Source organism: Rhizobium sp. N621 (genome assembly GCF_001664325.1).
Classification (GTDB): Bacteria; Pseudomonadota; Alphaproteobacteria; order Rhizobiales; family Rhizobiaceae; genus Rhizobium; species Rhizobium esperanzae.
Map to the genome: position 1 here is coordinate 265,012 of NZ_CP013496.1, position 19,661 is coordinate 284,672.

Annotated in this window: 23 protein-coding genes; 10 read left to right on the forward strand and 13 right to left on the reverse strand. The window is 61.1% G+C overall.

The window, feature by feature from the left end:
• Positions 1-17: 17 nt before the first annotated feature.
• From AMK00_RS22445 to AMK00_RS22480, 8 genes are all read right to left on the reverse strand, one after another.
• Positions 18-1,013: a biotin-dependent carboxyltransferase family protein gene (locus AMK00_RS22445; RefSeq protein ID WP_064807089.1), complete on the reverse strand. Its 996-nt coding sequence runs from the start codon at positions 1,011-1,013 to the stop codon at positions 18-20.
• Positions 1,010-1,717, reverse strand: coding sequence for a 5-oxoprolinase subunit PxpB (gene pxpB, locus AMK00_RS22450; RefSeq protein ID WP_064807091.1), 708 nt, complete (start codon positions 1,715-1,717; stop codon positions 1,010-1,012). The genes AMK00_RS22445 and pxpB overlap by 4 nt, the downstream gene beginning before the upstream one ends.
• Positions 1,714-2,139, reverse strand: a complete 426-nt coding sequence (locus tag AMK00_RS22455; RefSeq protein WP_064807198.1) for a hypothetical protein — start codon at positions 2,137-2,139, stop codon at positions 1,714-1,716. The genes pxpB and AMK00_RS22455 overlap by 4 nt, the downstream gene beginning before the upstream one ends.
• On the reverse strand, positions 2,136-3,530 hold the full coding sequence (locus AMK00_RS22460; RefSeq protein ID WP_064807093.1) for an acetyl-CoA carboxylase biotin carboxylase subunit: 1,395 nt from the start codon (positions 3,528-3,530) through the stop codon (positions 2,136-2,138). Before AMK00_RS22460 ends, AMK00_RS22455 begins: the two co-directional genes overlap by 4 nt.
• Positions 3,530-3,949: an acetyl-CoA carboxylase biotin carboxyl carrier protein gene (locus AMK00_RS22465; protein ID WP_064807094.1), complete on the reverse strand. Its 420-nt coding sequence runs from the start codon at positions 3,947-3,949 to the stop codon at positions 3,530-3,532. Before AMK00_RS22465 ends, AMK00_RS22460 begins: the two co-directional genes overlap by 1 nt.
• Positions 3,950-4,147: 198 nt before the next feature.
• Entirely contained in the window at positions 4,148-4,438 is a 291-nt protein-coding gene (locus AMK00_RS22470; RefSeq protein WP_064807096.1) for a type II toxin-antitoxin system RelE/ParE family toxin, read from the reverse strand.
• Positions 4,426-4,704 (reverse strand): CopG family ribbon-helix-helix protein, encoded by a 279-nt coding sequence (locus AMK00_RS22475; protein ID WP_064807097.1) that lies wholly within the window; start codon positions 4,702-4,704, stop codon positions 4,426-4,428. Before AMK00_RS22475 ends, AMK00_RS22470 begins: the two co-directional genes overlap by 13 nt.
• A 122-nt stretch (positions 4,705-4,826) precedes the next feature.
• Complete coding sequence (locus tag AMK00_RS22480; protein WP_064811910.1) at positions 4,827-5,897, reverse strand: LacI family DNA-binding transcriptional regulator; 1,071 nt, start codon at positions 5,895-5,897, stop codon at positions 4,827-4,829.
• Between the two features lie 220 nt (positions 5,898-6,117).
• Here AMK00_RS22480 and AMK00_RS22485 point away from each other — a divergent pair, with 220 nt between their 5' ends.
• The 8 genes from AMK00_RS22485 (at position 6,118) to AMK00_RS22520 (ending at position 14,479) form a co-directional block, all read left to right on the forward strand.
• Positions 6,118-7,068, forward strand: coding sequence for a sugar phosphate isomerase/epimerase family protein (locus tag AMK00_RS22485; protein ID WP_064811911.1), 951 nt, complete (start codon positions 6,118-6,120; stop codon positions 7,066-7,068).
• Between the two features lie 58 nt (positions 7,069-7,126).
• On the forward strand, positions 7,127-8,359 hold the full coding sequence (locus AMK00_RS22490) for an ABC transporter substrate-binding protein (protein ID WP_064811912.1): 1,233 nt from the start codon (positions 7,127-7,129) through the stop codon (positions 8,357-8,359).
• Between the two features lie 102 nt (positions 8,360-8,461).
• Positions 8,462-9,349, forward strand: a complete 888-nt coding sequence (locus tag AMK00_RS22495; RefSeq protein WP_064811913.1) for a carbohydrate ABC transporter permease — start codon at positions 8,462-8,464, stop codon at positions 9,347-9,349.
• Positions 9,349-10,233 carry a carbohydrate ABC transporter permease gene (locus AMK00_RS22500; protein ID WP_064811914.1) on the forward strand — a complete coding sequence of 295 codons (885 nt, stop codon included), beginning with the start codon at positions 9,349-9,351 and terminating at the stop codon, positions 10,231-10,233. The genes AMK00_RS22495 and AMK00_RS22500 overlap by 1 nt, the downstream gene beginning before the upstream one ends.
• A 7-nt stretch (positions 10,234-10,240) precedes the next feature.
• Positions 10,241-11,323, forward strand: a complete 1,083-nt coding sequence (locus AMK00_RS22505) for an ABC transporter ATP-binding protein (RefSeq protein ID WP_064811915.1) — start codon at positions 10,241-10,243, stop codon at positions 11,321-11,323.
• 84 nt (positions 11,324-11,407) lie between these two features.
• A complete protein-coding gene (locus AMK00_RS22510) occupies positions 11,408-13,060 on the forward strand; it encodes a GMC oxidoreductase (protein ID WP_064811916.1) in 1,653 nt (550 codons plus the stop codon).
• A 154-nt stretch (positions 13,061-13,214) separates the two neighbouring features.
• Positions 13,215-14,129: a polyphosphate kinase 2 gene (gene ppk2 / locus AMK00_RS22515; protein WP_064811917.1), complete on the forward strand. Its 915-nt coding sequence runs from the start codon at positions 13,215-13,217 to the stop codon at positions 14,127-14,129.
• 152 nt (positions 14,130-14,281) lie between these two features.
• On the forward strand, positions 14,282-14,479 hold the full coding sequence (locus tag AMK00_RS22520; protein ID WP_064811918.1) for a hypothetical protein: 198 nt from the start codon (positions 14,282-14,284) through the stop codon (positions 14,477-14,479).
• Between the two features lie 128 nt (positions 14,480-14,607).
• On the opposite strand, the gene AMK00_RS22525 is transcribed toward AMK00_RS22520, so the two are convergent.
• On the reverse strand, positions 14,608-15,483 hold the full coding sequence (locus AMK00_RS22525; RefSeq protein WP_064807112.1) for an aldo/keto reductase family oxidoreductase: 876 nt from the start codon (positions 15,481-15,483) through the stop codon (positions 14,608-14,610).
• 97 nt (positions 15,484-15,580) lie between these two features.
• Here AMK00_RS22525 and AMK00_RS22530 point away from each other — a divergent pair, with 97 nt between their 5' ends.
• Entirely contained in the window at positions 15,581-16,492 is a 912-nt protein-coding gene (locus tag AMK00_RS22530) for a LysR family transcriptional regulator (RefSeq protein WP_064811919.1), read from the forward strand.
• 44 nt (positions 16,493-16,536) lie between these two features.
• On the opposite strand, the gene AMK00_RS22535 is transcribed toward AMK00_RS22530, so the two are convergent.
• Genes AMK00_RS22535 through rpsU form a run of 4 tightly spaced genes read right to left on the reverse strand, consistent with a single transcriptional unit; the run spans position 16,537 to position 18,140 of the window.
• Positions 16,537-17,016: a pyridoxamine 5'-phosphate oxidase family protein gene (locus AMK00_RS22535; protein WP_064811920.1), complete on the reverse strand. Its 480-nt coding sequence runs from the start codon at positions 17,014-17,016 to the stop codon at positions 16,537-16,539.
• 60 nt (positions 17,017-17,076) lie between these two features.
• A complete protein-coding gene (locus tag AMK00_RS22540; RefSeq protein ID WP_189637644.1) occupies positions 17,077-17,646 on the reverse strand; it encodes an alpha-ketoglutarate-dependent dioxygenase AlkB in 570 nt (189 codons plus the stop codon).
• Positions 17,647-17,665: 19 nt separating this feature from the next.
• On the reverse strand, positions 17,666-17,860 hold the full coding sequence (locus AMK00_RS22545) for a hypothetical protein (protein ID WP_064807118.1): 195 nt from the start codon (positions 17,858-17,860) through the stop codon (positions 17,666-17,668).
• Positions 17,861-17,906: 46 nt separating this feature from the next.
• On the reverse strand, positions 17,907-18,140 hold the full coding sequence (gene rpsU, locus AMK00_RS22550; RefSeq protein WP_064807120.1) for a 30S ribosomal protein S21: 234 nt from the start codon (positions 18,138-18,140) through the stop codon (positions 17,907-17,909).
• Between the two features lie 643 nt (positions 18,141-18,783).
• Here rpsU and AMK00_RS22555 point away from each other — a divergent pair.
• On the forward strand, positions 18,784-19,500 hold the full coding sequence (locus tag AMK00_RS22555; protein ID WP_064807121.1) for an Ig-like domain-containing protein: 717 nt from the start codon (positions 18,784-18,786) through the stop codon (positions 19,498-19,500).
• Positions 19,501-19,661 lie beyond the last annotated feature (161 nt).

Genomic DNA, 19,661 nt, shown 5'->3' on the forward strand with positions numbered 1-19,661 from the left:
TCCTCCTCGTGAGGGTCCTAGGCCATCGCCTTCAACGCGCGCTTGACCATCCGGGACGTCCGTCTGACGTCGTCGACATAGCGGGTGACGGCCTGTTCGACAGCGCGCGCTTCGGCGTGTGTCGAGCGAACAAAGCTCAGGCGGGTGCCGATGCGGGCCTGTCCCAGCCGCCAGAGATCGCATTCGATCACACCGGCGATTTTCGGATATCCGCCGGCGGTGTTCGCATCGCTCATCTGCACGATCGGTTCGCCGCCGGGCGGTACCTGGATAACGCCGGGCACGACACCGTGGGAGCGCATCTCGATCGATGCCACCGGCTTGATGGGTTCGCCTGACAAGCGGTAGCCGGTCCGGTCGCTTCGGGAGGAAATCCTCCACATCTGGCTCCAGAAGGCTTCGCCGTCTCCGGCGAAAAGCTCATGCTCGCCAGCCGGCAGGGCGCGGATCGGCAATACGCCGTCGACCGGGGCGGGGAAGACATCGCTGAGCGCTGTCGCCGGTTCGACGACGGCGAGGCCCGTGGCCGGCAGCATGGCAATCTCCGCGTCCTCGCCGACCGCGATCCGATCGCCTTTCGCCAGTGGCCGGCCTGCATTGCCTCCGAAGCCGCCGCGTAGCGACGTGCTGCGCGAGCCCATGATAACAGGAACGTCCAGCCCGCCGCCGAGTGCAATGTAAGAGCGTGCCAGCCGCGGCGGCTGCCTCAGCTCGAGAACCTGTCCGGGTTCGGCGATATGGGCGCACCAGGCAAGCCGTTCCGATCCGTCGAGATGAGCATTGCCGTCGGCGCCGGTTACGGCAAACACGGTGCGTCGCTGGAAACGCAGGCTGAACGGGAAGGTCTGCACCTCGATTGCGGCCGCATTCTCGTCATTACCGAGGAGAATATTGCCGATCCGGACGGCAAGCGGATCCATCGCGCCGCTCGCCGATACGCCGATATCGCGATAGCCGGAACGGCCGAGATCCTGCACCGTATTGAAAGGGCCGCTTTCCAAGATCTCGATCATAGCTCGATCCTCGCCGGCAGGAACCGGACCGTATCTCCCGGCGCCATCATGGCCGGGATCGGCGAGGTGGGGTCGAACATTTCAAGTGTGGCAAAACCGATGGAATTCCAGCCGTTCGGTCCTGTCAGCATGGCGACGCCGGTCTGCATGCCGCCGATGGTCACGCAGCCCTTCGCCATCTTCAGCGAGGGGACGGTCTTCCGTGGCATGTAGATACGTGGGTCGAGACCATGCAGATAGCCGAAGCCGGGAGCGCTTCCCAAAGCGAAAACACGATAGATCGCTTGATGATGGATGCGCACCACTTCGCGGTCGCTTAAGCCCGAGAGATCGCAAAGGGCCGGAAGGTCCGTCGCGTGTTCGCCGCCGTAATGGACGGGGATCTCGATGGTCTTGCCATCGAGATCGATGCTCTCAGCATTCGCCCATGCCTCCAGCAGCCGTGCGACCACCGCATCGGGGTCCTCGGGCGTCTCCTTGAAAATTACCAGCAGATTGGTCATCCCCGGAATGTCTTCCGCGAGGTCCGCCCAGCCTCTCACGGTCTGGGAGAGAGCCCAGATCCGCCGCTGCGCGGCAACGTCGAATTCACCCGGCGCCTCGAGCAGGAAGGCTCTAGCGCCGATCGAGGAAACCCGTGCCCGGCTTTTGGTGGCCGGAACGATCTCGCGTTGCGAAGCGTGCCTGTTTGTCGTGACGATCATGATGGAAACTCGATTTCGAAAAGAGGATCGCCGTAGCCCACCAGCGCGCCGGGCGCGGCGAGCAGCCTGGTCATAACGCCGGAACCGCCGGCGCGAAGGGGAAGCAGCACATCCCCGACCCTGATGAAGCCGAGGATATCGGTGTCGGACAGGGACCGCGGCAAATTTTGCGGCACGGCGGAGGCGGCCGGATGTTCGACGCAGAAGCGGCCCGCCATCGGCGCCGTCACGACCGTCCGTGCAGAGCCCGGCGCGCGCGGCGCTGCTTCCGTCGCGCTGATCCGCGCCTCTCCCTCGCCTGAAATGATGATGCGAAGCTGTGCGCCCGGACGGGAGATCTCCAGCCCGTCCACTCCGGCGGCCGTCAGTGCTTGGGTCAGCAGCGCGATGGTGGCCGGATCGCTGAAATCGATCGCGCTCATGCCGCCGCCCTCCGCAGCTTCAGCCATTGTTCGAGATAGTGAATGTCCGTCTCGCCACGGGCGAAAGCATGATCCTCGAACAGGGCGCGCAGGAAGGGGATATTGGTGGCGATGCCCTCGATTTCGGTGCCGGCAAGCGCCTCGCACATTCTGGCCATCGCTTTTGCCCGCGTCGGCGCATGCACGATCAGTTTGGCGATCAGCGAGTCGTAATAGGGCGAGACCTTATAGCCGGCATGGATATGCGTATCGACGCGGATGCCCGGCCCCTGCGGCAAAGTCAGATGGGTGACGACACCGGCCGACGGCAGGAAGGTGTCGGGATCTTCGGCGTTGATGCGGCATTCGAAAGAGTGGCCTTCGCAGATCACCTGACTTTGGATGAGGTTCAGAACCTCACCCCGGGCCGCCTTTATCTGCGCCTGGACGATATCGACCCCGCTCGTCAGTTCGGTGACGGGATGCTCGACCTGAAGCCGTGTGTTCATTTCGATGAAATAGAAAGCACCGTCCTCATAGAGGAATTCGAAGGTTCCGACGCCGCGGTAGCTGATCTGCCGACAGGCCTCGACGCAGGCCATGCCGACCGGCCGGATGATCTCGGGCGCAATCCCTGGCGCCGGTGCCTCCTCCACTACCTTCTGATGGCGGCGCTGCATCGAGCAGTCCCGGTGACCCAGCCACACGGCATTGCCGTGGTCGTCGCAAAGAACCTGTATCTCGATATGGCGCGGATGCTGGAGGAACTTCTCCATATAGAGCGAGGGTGAGCCGAAAGCCTTGCGGGCTTCTTCCCGGGTCAGCGCGATCGCTTCATGCAACTCACCGGCCTTCGGAACGACGCGCATGCCGCGCCCGCCGCCGCCGCCTGATGCCTTGATGATGACGGGATAGCCGATCTCCAGCGCGAGCCGCTCCACCGATGCGGGATCGTCGGGCAGTGCTGTGTCCGGCCCGGGAACGCAGGGCACGCCCGCCGCCATCATCGCCCGCTTCGCCGCGATCTTGTCGCCCATGGTCGCGATCGACGAAGCCGTCGGACCGATGAAGACCAGCCCTGCCTTTTCGACGGCGTCGGCGAATGCCGCATGTTCCGATAGAAATCCGTAACCGGGATGGATGGCGCCCGCACCGGTCAGGCGCGCCGCGAGAAGAATGGCATCCTGATTGAGGTAGCTTTTCGCCGTGCTCGACGGGCCGATGCAGAGAAAGCCGTCAGCGGTGCTGCCGTAGGGCGCTTCCCTGTCCGCCTCGGAGCAGATGGCGACCGTCCTAAGGCCGAGCTCGCGACAGGCACGCTGGATCCGTGCTGCGATCTCGCCGCGATTGGCGATGAGGACGGTATCGAAGCGACGCCCTGAGACAGCGGATTGTTCAAATGTTTCCGGCATCAGACAATCTCCGCCAGCAGATCGCCGGTCTCGACCTCTCCGCCGTCTATTTCGGTCAGGCGCATGATGCGCCCGGCCCGCGGTGCGGTGATCGTGTTGAAGACCTTCATCGCCTCGATGATGAAGAGCGTCTGCCCCTCCTCCACCGCATCTCCGATCGCGACAAATGGCGGTTCCCCGGGCGCCGGGGCCTTGTGTAGAACGCCGAAAACAGGCGCCGTCACCGCATGGAAGGTTTGCTCGACGCCCGAGGGCGCATCGGCGATCGGTCTCGGCTTTTGCTCGGGTTCGGCGACAGCCTCCTGGCCCGCCGCCGTTCGGAAAATCCGAACCGTCACGTCCTTTTCCGTCACGGTCAGCTCGGTAATATTAGATCGTCCGACAAAGTCGATCAGCGTCTTGATCTTCGAGAGGTCCATGTGCGTGCTCGGAATTTCAAAATCCCACCGCGCATAGCCGAAGTTTCAGATCGCCCGGTGTTGTGATTTCGTAGCACGACGGGCGGATTGATGGGGTCAGACGAAGTTTTGATGGAGCGCAGTCTGTACCCTATGGGGCATCTCGCCTGTCGGTTGCGAATTCCCCAACCGACAGGTGCGGGACCCTCGAAATCCTGGTCAGAACCCGGCTTCCTTCTGATGCCGCACGGCGAGGATCGTCAAAATGTCGCCATCCATACGATAACGAGCGACGTACCCGCTATCTCTGAAATCGATGAGCCATTCCCGGTATTGCTCGGGCATATCCTCGATGAGGCGTCCTATATGGGGATGCGCACCGAGGACGCTCACGCCTTTGAGAATAGTTTCGCCTGCCCGCTTGGCGACTGACGGGTTTTTCGGTCGCAAGAATTCCCGAAGCCGCTCAAGATCGCGGATTGCGGCCGGGGAGAAGATCACTTGTGGCATTCGGGTGCGGACAACTCGTCGTCAGTTCCCCAGGTCGAAAGCCATTTTTCGACCTCGGCGCCGGTGACATGCAGTCCCGTCGCTTCAAATTCATTCCAGGCCTCAAGCGTCTCCTGCCGCAGCGCCTCGCGCTTCTCCTCGCGCTCGACATATTGCGCAATGGCTTCACGCATGATCCAGTGGGACGATCGGCGGCGCGCCTCGGCCAGTTGTTGGACGCGGCCCTTCAGCTCGTCATCGAGCTTGAGCGAGGTTGGCGATGCCATAAGGCTTTCCTTAGCTACAGGTAATACCTGGCGCTAACTTAGGCTTCCCTGCGGTATATGTCTATGAATGAATTTACCCATCGCGCAGCGCTTATATTCTGGTGTGGTTGGTTCCGCCACCGTCAATCCCTCGCAGGGGCAATGCTCTCCCGCAGGATAAGCTGGCTGCGGATGACGGTGCGCGTCGTTGCCGCATCCTGCGTCTGGCTGATGGCGCCGAGCAGAAGTTCCACAGCCGCGCGTCCCATCTCTTCCACGGGCTGTTTGATCGTCGAGAGCGGCGGCGAACAGAATTCGCAGACCGGGGAGCCGTCGAAGGAAACGACGGACACGTGCTCTGGAATAACAAGGCCTGCGCGTTGAATGATGCTCATGAACGAGATTGCCATGTCATCGCTCGTTGCGATGACAGCCGTCGGCCTGACGGCGAGCTTCATGAAATCCTCGGCGGCGCGAATGCCGATCTCGAAGCCATGCTGGTATTCGAGGTCGCCGCCAGATCTCGACACGGCTTCCTCGGAAAGTCCCTCTGCGCGTAGAGCCTCAAGGACCCCGGCGTAGCGCTCGACGTCGTGGTAGTTTCCCTCGGGGCCGGCTATATAGAGGAAGCGCCGATGACCCGAACGGATCAATTCCATCGTCGCGTCACGGATCGCCTCCCGGTCGTTGGTGACGACGCTCGGCAAACCGGCATCACTCATGTCGAACAACATCGAGACGATCGGCAGGCCTGCCCCCGCAGGCGAACGCCCTTCGATCTCCGGAAGTTTCGACGAGAAGATAATGGCTCCCCGAACCGTGCCGCTGAAGGCAAGATCAAGTATGTGCCGTTCGGAAGCTTCCTCGCGATCGAGATTGGCGATCATCAAGTTATACCCCCTCTGGATCAGGGATTTATTGATGCTTTGCAGGACCTGCGGGATGATCTGCGAGGCGCCATAATAAGGCGAACCCGGCAAAATGATCATAATGGTATTGGATTTTCCGACCCTGAGGCCGCGCGCCATTGCGTTCGGCGTGTAGCCGAGTTGCCTGGCGGCCGCATTGATCTTGGCGCGGGTCTTCTCGTTGACCCGTCCGGGATTGGCAAGCGCCCGGCTGACGGTTGATATCGCGACGCCGGCGAGCCGCGCAACGTCAGCCATCAACGCGCCAGACGGCTCTTCTCCCGCCACGCCCTTGTTTTTATTCACCTTTAATTTCCGCTCCCGGATGCTTCGATTTGCAACTCTAAGGCAGGTGGCGGTTTATAGCAAACGTTTGCCAAAAATCGCTTGCTTAAAAAACCAGCTTGGCTATCATCTGGCAATGGCAAACGATTGCCATTCCTTAATGCATTGAAATCCATGGCTTCTTGGATGTGGAACTCTCGTTCCGCACGCGGTAGGTCATGCCTTGAGAAATGGATAGGTTATGGCTGGCGACAGGCTGCGTTTCGGCGTCGATCTCGTGACATTCTTCCATCCCGGCTTCTGGGGCGTCGGCAGCCATGATGCGATCGTCGACCACGCACGCGCCGCGCCGCGCGCCTTCTGGGACATGATCCTCGACAGCGTCCAGGCTTCCGGCGTCACCGGCGTCGAGTTGACCTTTTCTCCCTTCAACTGGCAGGACGCGATCAAGACCTACGGTTCGATCGATGGCTTTGCCGCCGAACTGGCAAGGCGCGGGCTGACGCTTTGCAGCGGCTTCTTCGCAGAGCTCGAGGCAGCGGGAGACTTTACCGACGCTGAAGCCCAGCGCGCGCTGATCGACAAGGCGGAACGATATGCCGATTTCCTGAAAGCCTGCGGCAGCGACATTATGGTGATCGGCGCCCCCCTGCGCCAGACGCTCGGCGCCCAGCCGGTGCAGTTCCACGATTTCGATCGCGCCAAGACGATTGCCGATTTCCTCAACCGGCTCGGCGCGACCCTCCATGCCGCAGGCGTCCGGCTCGCGCTGCACACGGAGGCTCACTCGATCTTTGCCGCCGCGCGCGACGTCGATCTGATGATGCTGCTGACCGATCCGGCCTATGTGCATATGTGCCCGGACACGGCCCACATCATCGTTGCCGGCTCCGACCCCATCCAGCTCGTCGACCGCCATCACGAGCGCATGATCATCGCTCACTGGAAGGATGCGATCGGTCCGATGCCTGCCGATACTCCGATCGACAAGCACATCCACGACCGCCACCAGCCCTATTTCTGCGGCTTCGGCCTCGGGCGGGTGGACTGGCCGGCCTGGATCCGGTTGCTGCGTGACCGGGCCTATGAAGGCTGGGCGATCCTCGAACTCGATGCCGCGCCCGATCCCGTCCGCGACATCGCCAACGGGCTCACGCTCGTCCGGCAGGCGCTCCTGCCGATCTACCGCTGATATCAATTCCGAAGACGATAAACGCCCCGCCAAGAGGGCATTTTCAAGAGGTGGAACAATGAAGACCATGATGAAGCTTTTTCTTGCCGGCGTGGCTGTCGCCGGTCTCTTCGCCGCGGCGCATGCCGAGGACAAACCGACGATCGAGATCATGTCGTCCTGGACGTCGGGCGGCGAAGCCGCGGCCCTCAACGTCATCAGAAGCGAATTCGAAAAGCGCGGCGGCGTCTGGAAGGATGCCTCGATCGCCGGTTTCGGCGCGGCCGATGCGGCTTTTCAGAACCGTATCGTTGCCGGTGATGCGCCCGGCGCCAAGCAGGGCGTCATCGGTCTCGCAGCCGCCGATTTCGTCAGCCAGGGCCTGTTCAATCCGATCGACGACGTCGCTGCCGCCGGCAAATGGGCCGACGCCCTGCCGAAATCGATCCATGATCTCATCTCCTATGACGGCAAGGTCTATCTCGCGCCGACCGGCGCCCATGGCGAAAGCTGGGTCTTCTATTCCAAGGACGCCTTCGGCAAGGCCGGCATTGCGCAGGAGCCGAAGAGCTGGGACGAATTCTTCGCCGATCTCGACAAGCTGAAGGCCGCCGGCCTCGTTCCCGTCGCCTGGGGCGGGCAGCCCTGGCAGCAAACCAAGGTCTTCAATATGATCCTGCTGTCGCAGGTCGGGATCGATGGCTTTCTGAAGATCTATGTCGACAAGGACAAGAGCGAAGCGTCTGTCGCGGGCGTCAAGAAGACGCTTGAAATCCTCGGCAAGCTGCGCGGCTATGTCGATGCGGGTGCCGCCGGCCGCAACTGGAATGATGCGACCGCCATGCTGATCACTGCCAGGGCCGGTGTGCAGTTCATGGGCGACTGGGCCAAGGGGGAATTCACCGTCGCCGGCAAGGAGCCGGGCAAGGACTATGGCTGCATGATCGCTCCCGAATCCAAGGGTATGGTCTATATCGCCGACTCCCTCTGGTTCCCCAAGACCGGCAATGCCCAGACCGACAAGGCGCAGAAACTTCTCGCCGAGATCGTCATGGACCCGACCGTCCAGGTCGAATTCGCCCGTAAGAAGGGCTCTATCCCGGTGCGCGCCGACGTCGACAAGTCGAAACTCGATGTCTGCGCCCAGAAGGGCGTCGAGCTGATGAGCGCCGGCGCGATTGTGCCCGATCAGGCGATCGTGCTCACACCACAGCAGGTCGGCGCGCTCGATGATTTCGTCGACGAATACTGGAGCGGCGGCTCGAACGACGCGGCGGCTGCGGCCGAGAATTTCTTCGCCATCTTCGAGTAGGATCGTGTCCGTGGCGTCGGACTGCCTCCGACGCCACGGCTTCCGCGCTGCGTGCTCCGCGGCGGCGCGTGTTCCGCTTTCCATCCGTCAACGAGCTGGCCGATGTCCGTCAAACGCAAGCGCAATCTTTCCGCGACCATCGCCCTCTTGCCGACATGGTTTGCCGCGGTCGTGGTCTTCATCGGCACCATGGCTTGGTCGATAAGGCTGTCCTTCACCAATTCCACGCTCTTTCCGTCTTCGACCTATGTCGGCTTCGCGCAATATTCGAAGCTCTTCGCCTCGGCCAAATGGCTGGCCTCACTGCAAAACGTCTTGATCTTCGGCGTCCTCTACGTCGCGGGCTGTCTGGTGCTCGGCTTTCTGCTGGCCGCCGCACTCGACCGCAAGATCCGCTTCGAAAGCGCCTTCAGGACGATCTTCCTCTATCCCTACGCCATGTCCTTCGTGGTGACGGGGCTGATCTGGCAATGGATGCTCAATCCGACGCTCGGCATCCAGGCGAGCGTGCGTTCGCTCGGCTGGGACAGCTTCGTCCTCGACTGGGTGGTCAATCGCGACATGGCGATCTATGCGCTGGTGCTCGCCGGCGTATGGCAGGGCGCGGGGCTGGTCATGGTCATTGCGCTCGCCGGCATACGCGGCATCGAGGCCGAGCAGTGGAAAGCGGCGCGCATCGACGGCATCCCCGTCTGGCGCATCTATGTCTCGATCATCCTGCCCCAGCTCGGGCCAGCGCTCGCCGCTGCCGGCATGCTGCTCGCCATGGGCGTGATCAAGACCTACGACATCGTCGTCGCCATGACCAATGGCGGCCCCGGCAATGCCACCGAAGTGCCGGCGAAATTCATCATGGACAATTTGTTCGGGCGCCAGAATCTCGGCCTTGCCACAGCAGGCGCGACGGTGCTCGTCCTCGGCGTCATCATCGCGGTCGCGCCGTTCCGCTATGCGATGCACATGCGCAACCGGGCAAAGGGAGCGGCGTGATGAACCAGCCTCACCCGAACGGGCCGAAGCCGGCGCAGATCACGGCGGGACGTATCGGCCTTTATACCTTCCTGGTCGTCGCCGCACTTTTCTTCCTTCTGCCACTCTATACGATGGTCGTCACCTCGCTGAAGAGCATGGACGAAATCCGGCTCGGGCAGATCTTCGCCCTGCCGGCAAGGTTCGATTTCTCCGCCTGGGTGACCGCCTGGTCGGGCGCCTGCATGGGAACCGTCTGTGTCGGCATTCGCAGCGGCTTCTGGAATTCGGTGGCGATCACCGTTCCCGCGGTCGCGATTTCGGTCTTCATCGGCGCCGTCAACGGCTATGCGCTGTCGCTCTGGCGGCCGCGCGGGGCGAATGCGCTCTTTGGCTTGTTAATGGCCGGCGGTCTCATTCCCTACCAGATCTTCCTCTATCCGATGGTTCGCGCCATGGCGAATATCGGCCTCTACAATTCGCTCGCCGGCATCATTCTCGTCCATGTCATCTTCGGCCTGCCGCTGGTGACGCTGCTCTTCCGCAACTATTTCGTCAGCGTGCCGGAGGAGCTCTGCAAGGCGGGGCGCGTCGACGGCGCCGGCTTCTGGCGCATCTTCTTCGAAATCATGCTGCCGATCGCCGTGCCGATGGTCGTCGTCGTCTCCATGCTGCAGTTCACCGGCATCTGGAACGACTTCCTGCTCGGTCTCGTCTTCGCCGGGCGCGACAACCTGCCGATGACCGTGCAGCTCAACAATATCGTCAACACCACGATGGGCGAGCGCACCTACAATGTGAACATGGCGGCGACGATCCTCACCGCCATCGTCCCGCTCGCCATCTATTTCCTGTCCGGCCGCTGGTTCGTGCGCGGCATCGCCGCCGGTGCAGTCAAGGGGTAAGGCTTCGATGCAATCCGCCGTCTCCGTCAAGGACCTGAAGATCGCCTATGGCCACCATACGGTGATCGAGAAGATGTCGATCGACGTCGCGCCCCGCGAGTTCCTGGTGCTGCTCGGCCCTTCCGGCTGCGGCAAGTCCACGCTTTTGAACGCTATTGCCGGCCTGCAGGACATTACGGCGGGCGAGGTGTGGATCTCCGGCAGGAACGTCAGCTGGGAGGAGCCGAAGGATCGCGGCATCGGCATGGTCTTCCAGTCCTACGCGCTCTATCCGCGCATGTCGGTGCGCAAGAACCTCTCCTTCGGGCTCCGTGTCGCCGGCCTGCCCAAGGCCGAGATCGAAGCGCGCGTCGCGCGCACCGCCGCCCTCCTCCACCTCGAGACGCTGCTCGATCGGCGCCCTGCCGCACTATCAGGCGGTCAGCGCCAGCGCGTCGCCATCGGCCGGGCGCTGGTGCGGGAGGTGGATGTGTTCCTCTTCGACGAACCGCTGTCGAATCTCGACGCCAAGCTGCGCAACGAATTGCGCGTCGAGATCAAAAAGCTGCATCAGAGCCTCGGCAATACCATGATCTATGTGACTCATGATCAGGTCGAAGCGCTGACGCTCGCCGATCGAATCGCCATCATGCGCGACGGCGTGATCCAGCAGCTTTCCTCGCCGGCGGAGATCTACCGCCGTCCGGCCAACCTCTTCGTCGCCGGCTTCATCGGTGCTCCGGCGATGAATTTCATCGAGGGCCGGATCGAACGCGACGGCGCCTCGCCGGTCTTCCGGAGCAACGGGCTGGTCGTCGATCTCTCGGGATATGCTTTCCGGGCCGCGACGGCGGAAGGGCCTGTTACGTTAGGAGTTCGCCCTGAGCACCTTGTGCTCAAGGGGGCGGTAAGCGGGCTGCCCACCATTCCTGGCCGCGTTTCCGTCGTCGAGCCGATGGGATCGGATACCGTCGTCTGGTTCGACTGGGCGGAGCAAAGCCTTTCGCTTCGTTTCATGGGCGACGTCGACCTCAAGCCCGGCGATGCCGTGGCTCCAGGTCTCGATATCACCAAGGCGTCGCTCTTCGCTGCCGATGGGTCGCGGCTTTGACGCGCCATCCCTTTGCTTTCCCGCAATTTCGCATGCGCTTTGCGCTGCTTTGAGGAATTGCCCAGGACAGGATTTGAAAAAGACATGTCTGAGATCGTTTATGATGCGCTGGTGATCGGCTCCGGCGCGGCGGGTTCCTTCGCCGTCAAAGAACTCACGGCTCAGGGGCTGTCGGTGCTGCTGCTCGAGGCCGGCCCCGCCGTCGAGCCGAAGGATTTCGACCCGGCGCGCAAGAAGGCGCCGGCAAGTAGTATCAATATCTGGGAGCGCGCACGTGCCACCCTGAAGGGCCAGCCGATCCAGGCGCGGGCGGCCTTCTTTACCGAACGCTTCAGCCACTTCTTCGTCAACGACCGCAAGAACCCTTATACGACGCCGAAAGGTGAGCCCTTTCTCTGGATTCGCGGCCGCCAGGGCGGCGGGCGTCTGCACAGTTTCGGCCGCGTGCTGCTGCGCTGGACCGACGATGATTTCAAAATCCGATCGCGCACCGGAAAGGGCGTGGACTGGCCGGTTTCCTATGACGAGCTCACGCCGTTCTACGAAGAGGTGGAGGCCTATCTCGGGCTCTACGGCAACAAGGATGATGTGCCGACCTTGCCGGACGGCCTCTATGCGAAGCCGGCCAACCTGACGCCGGCAGAACAGATCTTCAAGCAGGCAGTGGAAAGCCGATGGCCGGAGAGGCGCGTCGTCTCCTGGCGCTATATCGCGCCGGACGCCGAACGCATGCCGCGACCGCTGCGGGAGGCAAAGGCGACCGGCCGGCTGACGGTCCGCTACGACGCCGTCGTCCGTCGCATCACCACCGACGGAGAAACCGGCCGCGCCACCGGCGCGGAATTCATCGATCGCAATACGGGGAAGGTTTCGACGGCGCATGCCGCGACGGTAGTGCTCTCCGCCTCGCCGATCGAGAGCGTGCGGCTGCTGCTGAATTCGGCATCGGCAAGACATCCTGACGGGCTCGGAAACAGCTCGGGCGCGTTAGGACGCTATTTCATGGATCAGCTTCCATGCCTCGCTTTCGGCTCCTTTTCCAAGGCGAAGGGTTGGGCCGCTGACGATTCCGCTCCCGTCGATCCCTTCTACAATCCGTCCGGTGGGATCTTCATCCCGCGTTTCGGCGAGGGTGACGCCGCCCGCGGCGATTTCGACTATCAGGGCAGCGTCGGCAGGGCACCGGTGTCAGAGGAGGCCGATGCGCGTCTCGCCTTCTTCGGCTTCGGCCGCATGCTGCCCTATGCCGACAATCGCATTACCCTGGATGCCAAGCGAAAGGATGCCTGGAACATTCCGGTGCCGCACATTCGCTGTGTCATGCAGGAAGAGGAGCAGGCGCTGCTTCGCCGGCAGGAGGAAACGTTGATCGCCATGATCAGGGAGGTCGGCGGCGATCTTGAATTCATCGGCTCTCCCCGCGGCCTCAAGGAGATGGGCAGGGGCGCCTTTCCCGACGCCGATGTCTTCAGCCGCTTCATGTTCCGCAAATGGTTCCGCAAGACCATGTGCATGGGCGCGGCAATCCATGAAACCGGCGGCGCGCGCATGGGCGAAAGCCCGGAAGCTTCCGTGCTCAATTCCTACAACCAGCTCTGGGATGCCGCGAACGTCATTGTTACCGACGCCAGCGCCTTCCCGGGCAGCGGCATCGCCGGCACGACGCTCACCGTCATGGCGCTGACGATCCGCGCCTGCCGCAACCTTGTCGAGCGCTACAGGACGGGACTGCTCTAGACACGCCTTCGCCTCGGTGCGACCGGCGTCGAAACGATCTCCGGCATACGGAATGACGAAAGAAGCGAACAAGTGAACGAGCTTGGGGTTATCCAACCGTCACACAAAGTTTGCAGTGGCATGCTCCTGTCAGATGAGCAGGAAGGAAAAGCCCATGTCTAAAATACATCAGGACCAGCTCAGCCGGATAAAGGCCGAAATCGCCGACAGCTTCGATGAGGAGCTGGAAATGCAGATGGAGGAAGACCGGCTGGACGATCTGGTCGTCGAAGGAATGACCGAACCGGCGGAGCAGACGCTCGATCGAAGGATCTATTTCCGCGAGCTGTTCCGGCTGCAGCATGAGCTGGTGCGGCTGCAGGATTGGGTCCAGTACAAGCAATTGAAAGTGGTCGTGCTCTTCGAAGGCCGGGATTCGGCCGGCAAGGGCGGCGCGATCAAGCGCGTGACCCAAAGGCTCAACCCGCGCGTCTGCCGGACGGTGGCCCTGCCTGCGCCGACCGAACGGGAGCGCCATCAATGGTATTTCCAGCGTTATGTCCCGCATCTTCCCACCGCCGGCGAGATCGTGCTCTTCGACCGCAGCTGGTACAACCGCGCCGGCGTCGAGCGCGTGATGGGGTTCTGCACCCCTGACGAACTCGAGGAGTTCTTCCGCTCGGTGCCCGAATTCGAACGGATGCTCGTCCGTTCCGGCATCGTCCTGATCAAATACTGGTTCTCGATCACCGACGAGGAACAGGAATTCCGCTTCAAGATGCGCATCCACGATCCGCTGAAGCAGTGGAAGCTTTCGCCGATGGACATGGAAAGCCGCATCCACTGGGAGGAATATACCAAGGCCAAGGAAGAAATGCTGGCGCGCACACACACCAAGGAGGCGCCGTGGTGGGTGGTGCAGGCCGTCGACAAGAAGCGGGCGCGGCTGAACTGCATCGCCCATCTTCTCGACCAGATTCCCTATGAGGATGTCCCGAAGCCTGAGATTCAGCTGCCGGATCGTATCCGCCATGCCGACTACATCAGGGCGCCGGTTCCGCCTGAAATGCACGTACCGGAGCGCTATTGAAAGCATAGCCGCAACAAGTCGGCTGCCGAAGCGTTGAAACCGAGACCGCATGGTCACTGGACCGTGCGGTCAATGCGTGTTTCCCAACGGCTGCATCGTGAAGTATAAAGACTGGGCGTCCCATCGGCCGATAATACGGAGATGACAGGAGGTTGGTCACGACGGGTTTTTGGAGATTAATCGTTCAGGAGATTGTGCTCTCGGCGATTCTGGCGGCCGGCGCTGTCCTCGGCCTTCCCAAGCTTACCGATCCGAACACCAGTGCCAATTATCCGTTGGCAATCGTGGTTTTTCTGGCGATGTCAGGAGCCTTGGTGGCTTATGAGCTTCTGACACGGAAGCCTTCCTGATGCTCTCGTTTACCGGCCCGTTGGCGCAGCCAACAAGGTGCGGCCGACCTGCAGATTGCGCTACCACGTCCGGCAAGATCGCCACGCCGCGCGAGAACACGGCGTAACGATCGCACCACCGGCAGGCGTCAGGCCGCGATGTCAGCCATATGGTTCAGTTCCTCGACGGCATCATCCGGCAGCGCCAATCCGGCGGCGGCGAGATTCTCCCTGAGATGGCCGAGCGAGGCCGTGCCTGGGATCAACAGGATATTGGGTGCGCGGCGCAACAGCCATGCGAGCGCCACCTGCATCGGCGTGGCACTCAGGCGTGCGGCGACATTGGAGAGCGTGGACGATTGTAGCGGCGTAAATCCGCCGAGCGGAAAGAACGGTACATAGGCGGTGCCCCGACGGGCAAGATCGTCGATCAATCGGTCGTCGTTCCGATGCGCCAGATTGTACTGGTTTTGCACACAGACGATCTCGGTGATCCCGCGGCCTTCGGCGACCTGGCGCGACGTGGCGTTGCTCAAGCCGACGTGGCGGACGAGACCCCGGCGCTGGAGATCGGCAAGCACCGTCAGGGGTGCTTCTATAGAGCCTTCGGCAGGGCCATGCACGTCGAACATAATCCTGAGGTTGACGACGTCAAGCACGTCAAGGCCGAGATTACGGAGGTTGTCTTGTACTGCCTCGGTCAGCTCATCGCGCGAGAAAGCCGGAATCCAGGACCCGTCCGTGCCGCGCCTTGCGCCGACCTTGGTGACGATGACGAGATCATCGCGATAGGGATGGAGGGCTTCGCGGATGATCTGGTTGGTGATGTGCGGACCGTAGAAATCGCTGGTGTCGATGTGATTGACACCGCTTGCGACCGCCTCGCGCAGCACCGCAAGCGCGGCGTCATGATCCCTGGGCGGGCCGAACACGCCGGGCCCGGCGAGCTGCATGGCCCCATAGCCAAGTCGCCTCACCTTGTGGTCGCCGAGATTGAATGTGCCAGACTGATCTATGATGGACATGATTTCACTCCTTTCAAGAGATGAGGTCGAGCTTACGCCGTAGCGGCGCGTATGATAATTGGGTACAATGTGCACAGGCTGTGCGGAGTGACGAACAGTGAAAGCAGACCTGAGTGATCTCAACGCCTTCGTCGCAGTGGCGCGGGCGGGTGGTTTTCGCGAGGCAGCGCGTGCCAGTGGCAGCAGCGCCTCCTTCTTGAGCGAAGCGGTGCGTCGCCTGGAGGCCGATCTCGACGTCAGGCTCTTCAATCGCACGACGCGTAGCGTCGTTACGACCGAAGCGGGCAAGGGACTGCTAGAGCGGCTCGGCCCTGCTTTGACGGAGGTGGAGGCCGCGCTCGACGTGGTCAACCGTTTTCGCGACAGGCCGGCTGGTTCGCTGCGGCTCAATGTTCCGGTCAGCGCTGCGAGGCTGGTGCTGCCCGCTATCGTGCCGCCATTCCTCGCCGCCTATCCCGACATTCGCGTGGAGATCGTCGCCGAGGAGAGCTTTGTCGATGTGCTCGCTGCCGGGTGTGATGCCGGCATCCGTTATGACGAGCGGCTGGAGCAGGATATGATCGCGATTCCGATTGGTCCGCGCCACCAGCGCTTTGCCACTGCAGCATCGCCTGCTTATCTTGACCGCCACGGGCGGCCGCAACATCCGAGTGAACTCCTCGATCATGCCTGCTTGTTGGGCCGTTTTGCCAGCGGTGCGCTGACGACCCCATGGGAATATGAGCGGGGCGGCGAGGTGGTGCGGATCGAACCGGCCGGCCCATTGATCGTCAGGGTCGGCGGGGCGACCGATCTTTCCGTCGACGCGGCGATAGCGGGCACAGGAATCGTCTGCATTTTCGAAGATTGGCTGCGCCCGCATTTCGACAGCGGCGCACTTGAGCCTATCCTCGAGTCGTGGTGGCAACGCTTTTCCGGGCCGTTCCTCTATTATCCCGGCCGGCGTCTGGTGCCTGCGCCGCTCAGAGCATTCATCGATTTCGTCAAGGCGTCGGCCAACCGGGCTTGACGTCGGTTGGCGAGCGGCATGCCTTCGGCCTCCGCGCCTGTGTCTCAGAGCGTGACCTCGGCATTGTCGCCCATATGCGGTTTGCTGTTTGTGACCGCTGCGGCCGCCATTTTGATATAGCTGATGATGATGCCGGGGCTGTCCCAATATTCGGCCGAAGACGGGGTGACCTTGAGGATGCGGATGGAGGGATCGTCGGGATTGTCCCACCAGGCCTTTGCCGGAGTGGCCCACAATTCACGGATCTTCTCGCGATCGTTCTGCACCTCGGCCATCCCCGATACGGAAAGATATTTCTGTGCCTTGGTGTCGGCAAAGGCCAGGCAGACGTTCGGCCAACGGGCGACCTCGTCGTCCTTGTGACTAGCGAGATCAGTCAGAAAATAGACCGCGTTTTCAAGTTGCGCGCTATAGGCGGACATCGGTCGAGCGCGCAGATTGTCGCCGTTGCGGGTCGTCAACATGCAGAACCCTATTCTGTCGATCAACTCCCATACCCGTGTCGCGTCATCCTGGTCGGCCATCGTCATCTCCATTCGTGTGAAGACGGAGTAACCATCTGCTGGAGCCGATGTTCCCGCGGTCTATTCGGCTAATTCCCGGAAGGTGATTGAATAACGCAGTCGATCGACAGGCGGGATGGAATGCTCCCAGAGCGTTCTTGAGGCGCCGGCCAACAAATAGACGGAGCCGGGTTCAAGCACGAGCGATTGCCGCTGCCACTTGTCGCCATTCCGGCGCCTCAGCCTGAAGGTGCAGGACGAAAGCAGGGAGATGCCGACGACCCGTCCGAACACGGATTTATCCTTGTGCCAGCCGATCGGCGCGCCGGGTGCGTATTCCGTCACGAGAGCATGTTCCAGCGCCTCCGGCACAATATTCGCGAAGTGTGCGGCGACCTCTCGAATGGGGAGCAGCCATGACGGTATTTCCTCTGTTTTTCTCATGCGCTGGCTCTCGAAGTCGTATCTCCAGCCGAAGGAGACGGTTCTGCGTTTGCCTTCGAACCCATGGAAGTCGAAGGCTTTGAACGGCAGGACAGGTATTGCTTTGAGAATCGAGCGCTGCAGATCGGCGGGCACAATATCCCGCGAATATTGGAAACCCTCGGGAAAGCCGTCGTCAGCCCCGCCAAAGAGATCCTTCTGTGCCATCATGGCCACCGCTCGTTCCTCAATGCACGCTCGGGGTTTCCATGACCATCGCGAAATCTTCTGCGACCAATTCGCTGACTGCTATGAGGATTTCCTCTCGTGAAAAGCCCGATGTCAGTGCGCGCTGGATCAGCTCCTGCAAATCCGGCTCCACGACATCGCGGCAATCCTCGAGACGTTCCTCCGAAATGGTGAGGCTATTCAATTCGTCCATTGTCTATCCTTTCGGGAAATGTAACCGCTGAGACCGGGGCATGATTCTAACGTGCGGCCGTCCGCTTGCGCCCGACCAGCAGCCCTTCGCGCTGCATCTTCTTGCGTGTAGCCTTTCGCTGCCGGCTGATCGCCTGCGCCTTTTCCCGGACGCGGCGTTCGGACGGTTTCTCATAGGCGCGCCGTTCCTTCATTTCGCGGAACAGCCCTTCGCGCTGCATCTTCTTCTTCAAGGCCCTGAGGGCCTGATCGACATTGTTGTCTCTGACGAGTACCTGCATGTCGAATTCTCCTTGTTGAATGATGTGTCGATCGTCTTTCAGCCAAACTGCGCGACGATCGGCGTCTGTATTCGCGCGGCTAAAGAGGTTGAAATGCCTTTGAGGCTCCGGCAAGTTCGGGAACATGTCGTCCTTTTGCGCTTGCCGGCCTACGACCGCAATCGCAGTCGCTGTGTTTCGTCGCTCAAAAAGAAATCCTCTGCCGGCCGCGGCCGGATTTATCGTTTGTTGCTGGGATTGCCCATAGCGGGCGGATGACGCCCACCGCCGATCCTTTACGTTCTTTGACGAGTCGGCACTGCTTGAGTGACCGATGGGATCGGGTTCGGCTCTAAAAATAGGTGGCGGCGACGGGGATTGCAATGGTGTGCGGGCACCATAAAGCAGCACCAGAAAAACGCCGCCGTAACTCAGTCGCCACAGAAGTTCCTTCAAGTTTACCGCGTGTAAATTGTTCTAAATTGCTTCAAATTTGATTGAAGCGGCGTACGTAATGGTCGTTTTAAGAAGCGGCGACACACGTTATAGGTGAATTTTAACCTTTCGTTAAATAACCCGTTGACTTGAAGTATTAATAAGTTGTTAAAGAAGCCGCTCTCGAAGGTCAAATTGGCCCGATAATATACAATTTTAGGAGAAACTAATGGCTTCCCCAATTCACGCAACTGATGATAGTGCAACATTTCAAGAAACTGACGTAATTTCCGGAAATCTGCTTTCCAACGATTCGTCCGACAACGGTCACCTGTTCCTGCGCGCCTTTGACGGTGCCAGCGTTGGTGCTAAGAGCGGCATGAGCCAGGTCACCGAAATTCAGGGTGAGTACGGCACGTTCTTCGTCAAGCCGGACGGCAGCTATACCTATGTTCTGAGCGATGCTGCCAAGATTGGCTTCACCAACGGCGAACTGCTCCAGGAGAAGGTATCGTACAAGATCTCCGACGGCAGCGGTCACACCGATGTTGGCCTTTTCACGCTGAACATACAGGGCGTTACCCAAAAGCCGATCGCGGTCGACGATACCTACAGCTTCACCGAAGGCAGCCCCATTGCCGGCAACGTTCTCGACAACGACATTGCCGGCGACAACGGCAAGCTGTTTCTCCGTCAGTTTCTGAGCACGAAGGTGGACTCCAAGGCTGATGCCGTAACCGATGTTCAGGGCACCTACGGCATGTTCCACGTCAAGGCCGACGGCTCGTTCACCTATGATCTGACGAGCGATCTGAACGATGGTCAGACCTACACGGAAGTTCTTCGCTACTATAAGATCTCCGACGGCGAAGGCCACACGGACACTGCCCTGGTGACGCTCAACATCACCGGCACGGACGCTCATCCCGACAGCGTCGGTGTTTGATCCGCAGCAATAGATCGGTGAGACAAGACGCCCGCCGCGCAATCGGCGGGCTTTTCTGTATATGTGCCGCCCTTGGAGCAAGGGTTGGTAGACATAACCCTTTTTAGCTAGTTCTTATAAAAGAGAGGCGGGCGTAGTCTCGATGTTCGGAGGACACGCCC

Coding starts and splice junctions, on each gene's coding strand:
- AMK00_RS22555 (WP_064807121.1), top strand. CDS start 18,784: ATGGCTTCCCCAATTCACGCAACTGATGATAGTGCAACATTTCAAGAA.
- AMK00_RS22470 (WP_064807096.1), bottom strand. CDS start 4,438: ATGCCACAAGTGATCTTCTCCCCGGCCGCAATCCGCGATCTTGAGCGG.
- AMK00_RS22525 (WP_064807112.1), bottom strand. CDS start 15,483: ATGTCCATCATAGATCAGTCTGGCACATTCAATCTCGGCGACCACAAG.
- AMK00_RS22490 (WP_064811912.1), top strand. CDS start 7,127: ATGAAGACCATGATGAAGCTTTTTCTTGCCGGCGTGGCTGTCGCCGGT.
- AMK00_RS22460 (WP_064807093.1), bottom strand. CDS start 3,530: ATGCCGGAAACATTTGAACAATCCGCTGTCTCAGGGCGTCGCTTCGAT.
- AMK00_RS22485 (WP_064811911.1), top strand. CDS start 6,118: ATGGCTGGCGACAGGCTGCGTTTCGGCGTCGATCTCGTGACATTCTTC.
- AMK00_RS22500 (WP_064811914.1), top strand. CDS start 9,349: ATGAACCAGCCTCACCCGAACGGGCCGAAGCCGGCGCAGATCACGGCG.
- ppk2 (WP_064811917.1), top strand. CDS start 13,215: ATGTCTAAAATACATCAGGACCAGCTCAGCCGGATAAAGGCCGAAATC.
- pxpB (WP_064807091.1), bottom strand. CDS start 1,717: ATGATCGTCACGACAAACAGGCACGCTTCGCAACGCGAGATCGTTCCG.
- AMK00_RS22545 (WP_064807118.1), bottom strand. CDS start 17,860: ATGGACGAATTGAATAGCCTCACCATTTCGGAGGAACGTCTCGAGGAT.
- AMK00_RS22510 (WP_064811916.1), top strand. CDS start 11,408: ATGTCTGAGATCGTTTATGATGCGCTGGTGATCGGCTCCGGCGCGGCG.
- rpsU (WP_064807120.1), bottom strand. CDS start 18,140: ATGCAGGTACTCGTCAGAGACAACAATGTCGATCAGGCCCTCAGGGCC.
- AMK00_RS22475 (WP_064807097.1), bottom strand. CDS start 4,704: ATGGCATCGCCAACCTCGCTCAAGCTCGATGACGAGCTGAAGGGCCGC.
- AMK00_RS22455 (WP_064807198.1), bottom strand. CDS start 2,139: ATGAGCGCGATCGATTTCAGCGATCCGGCCACCATCGCGCTGCTGACC.
- AMK00_RS22540 (WP_189637644.1), bottom strand. CDS start 17,646: ATGGCACAGAAGGATCTCTTTGGCGGGGCTGACGACGGCTTTCCCGAG.
- AMK00_RS22495 (WP_064811913.1), top strand. CDS start 8,462: ATGTCCGTCAAACGCAAGCGCAATCTTTCCGCGACCATCGCCCTCTTG.
- AMK00_RS22465 (WP_064807094.1), bottom strand. CDS start 3,949: ATGGACCTCTCGAAGATCAAGACGCTGATCGACTTTGTCGGACGATCT.
- AMK00_RS22445 (WP_064807089.1), bottom strand. CDS start 1,013: ATGATCGAGATCTTGGAAAGCGGCCCTTTCAATACGGTGCAGGATCTC.
- AMK00_RS22535 (WP_064811920.1), bottom strand. CDS start 17,016: ATGGCCGACCAGGATGACGCGACACGGGTATGGGAGTTGATCGACAGA.
- AMK00_RS22505 (WP_064811915.1), top strand. CDS start 10,241: ATGCAATCCGCCGTCTCCGTCAAGGACCTGAAGATCGCCTATGGCCAC.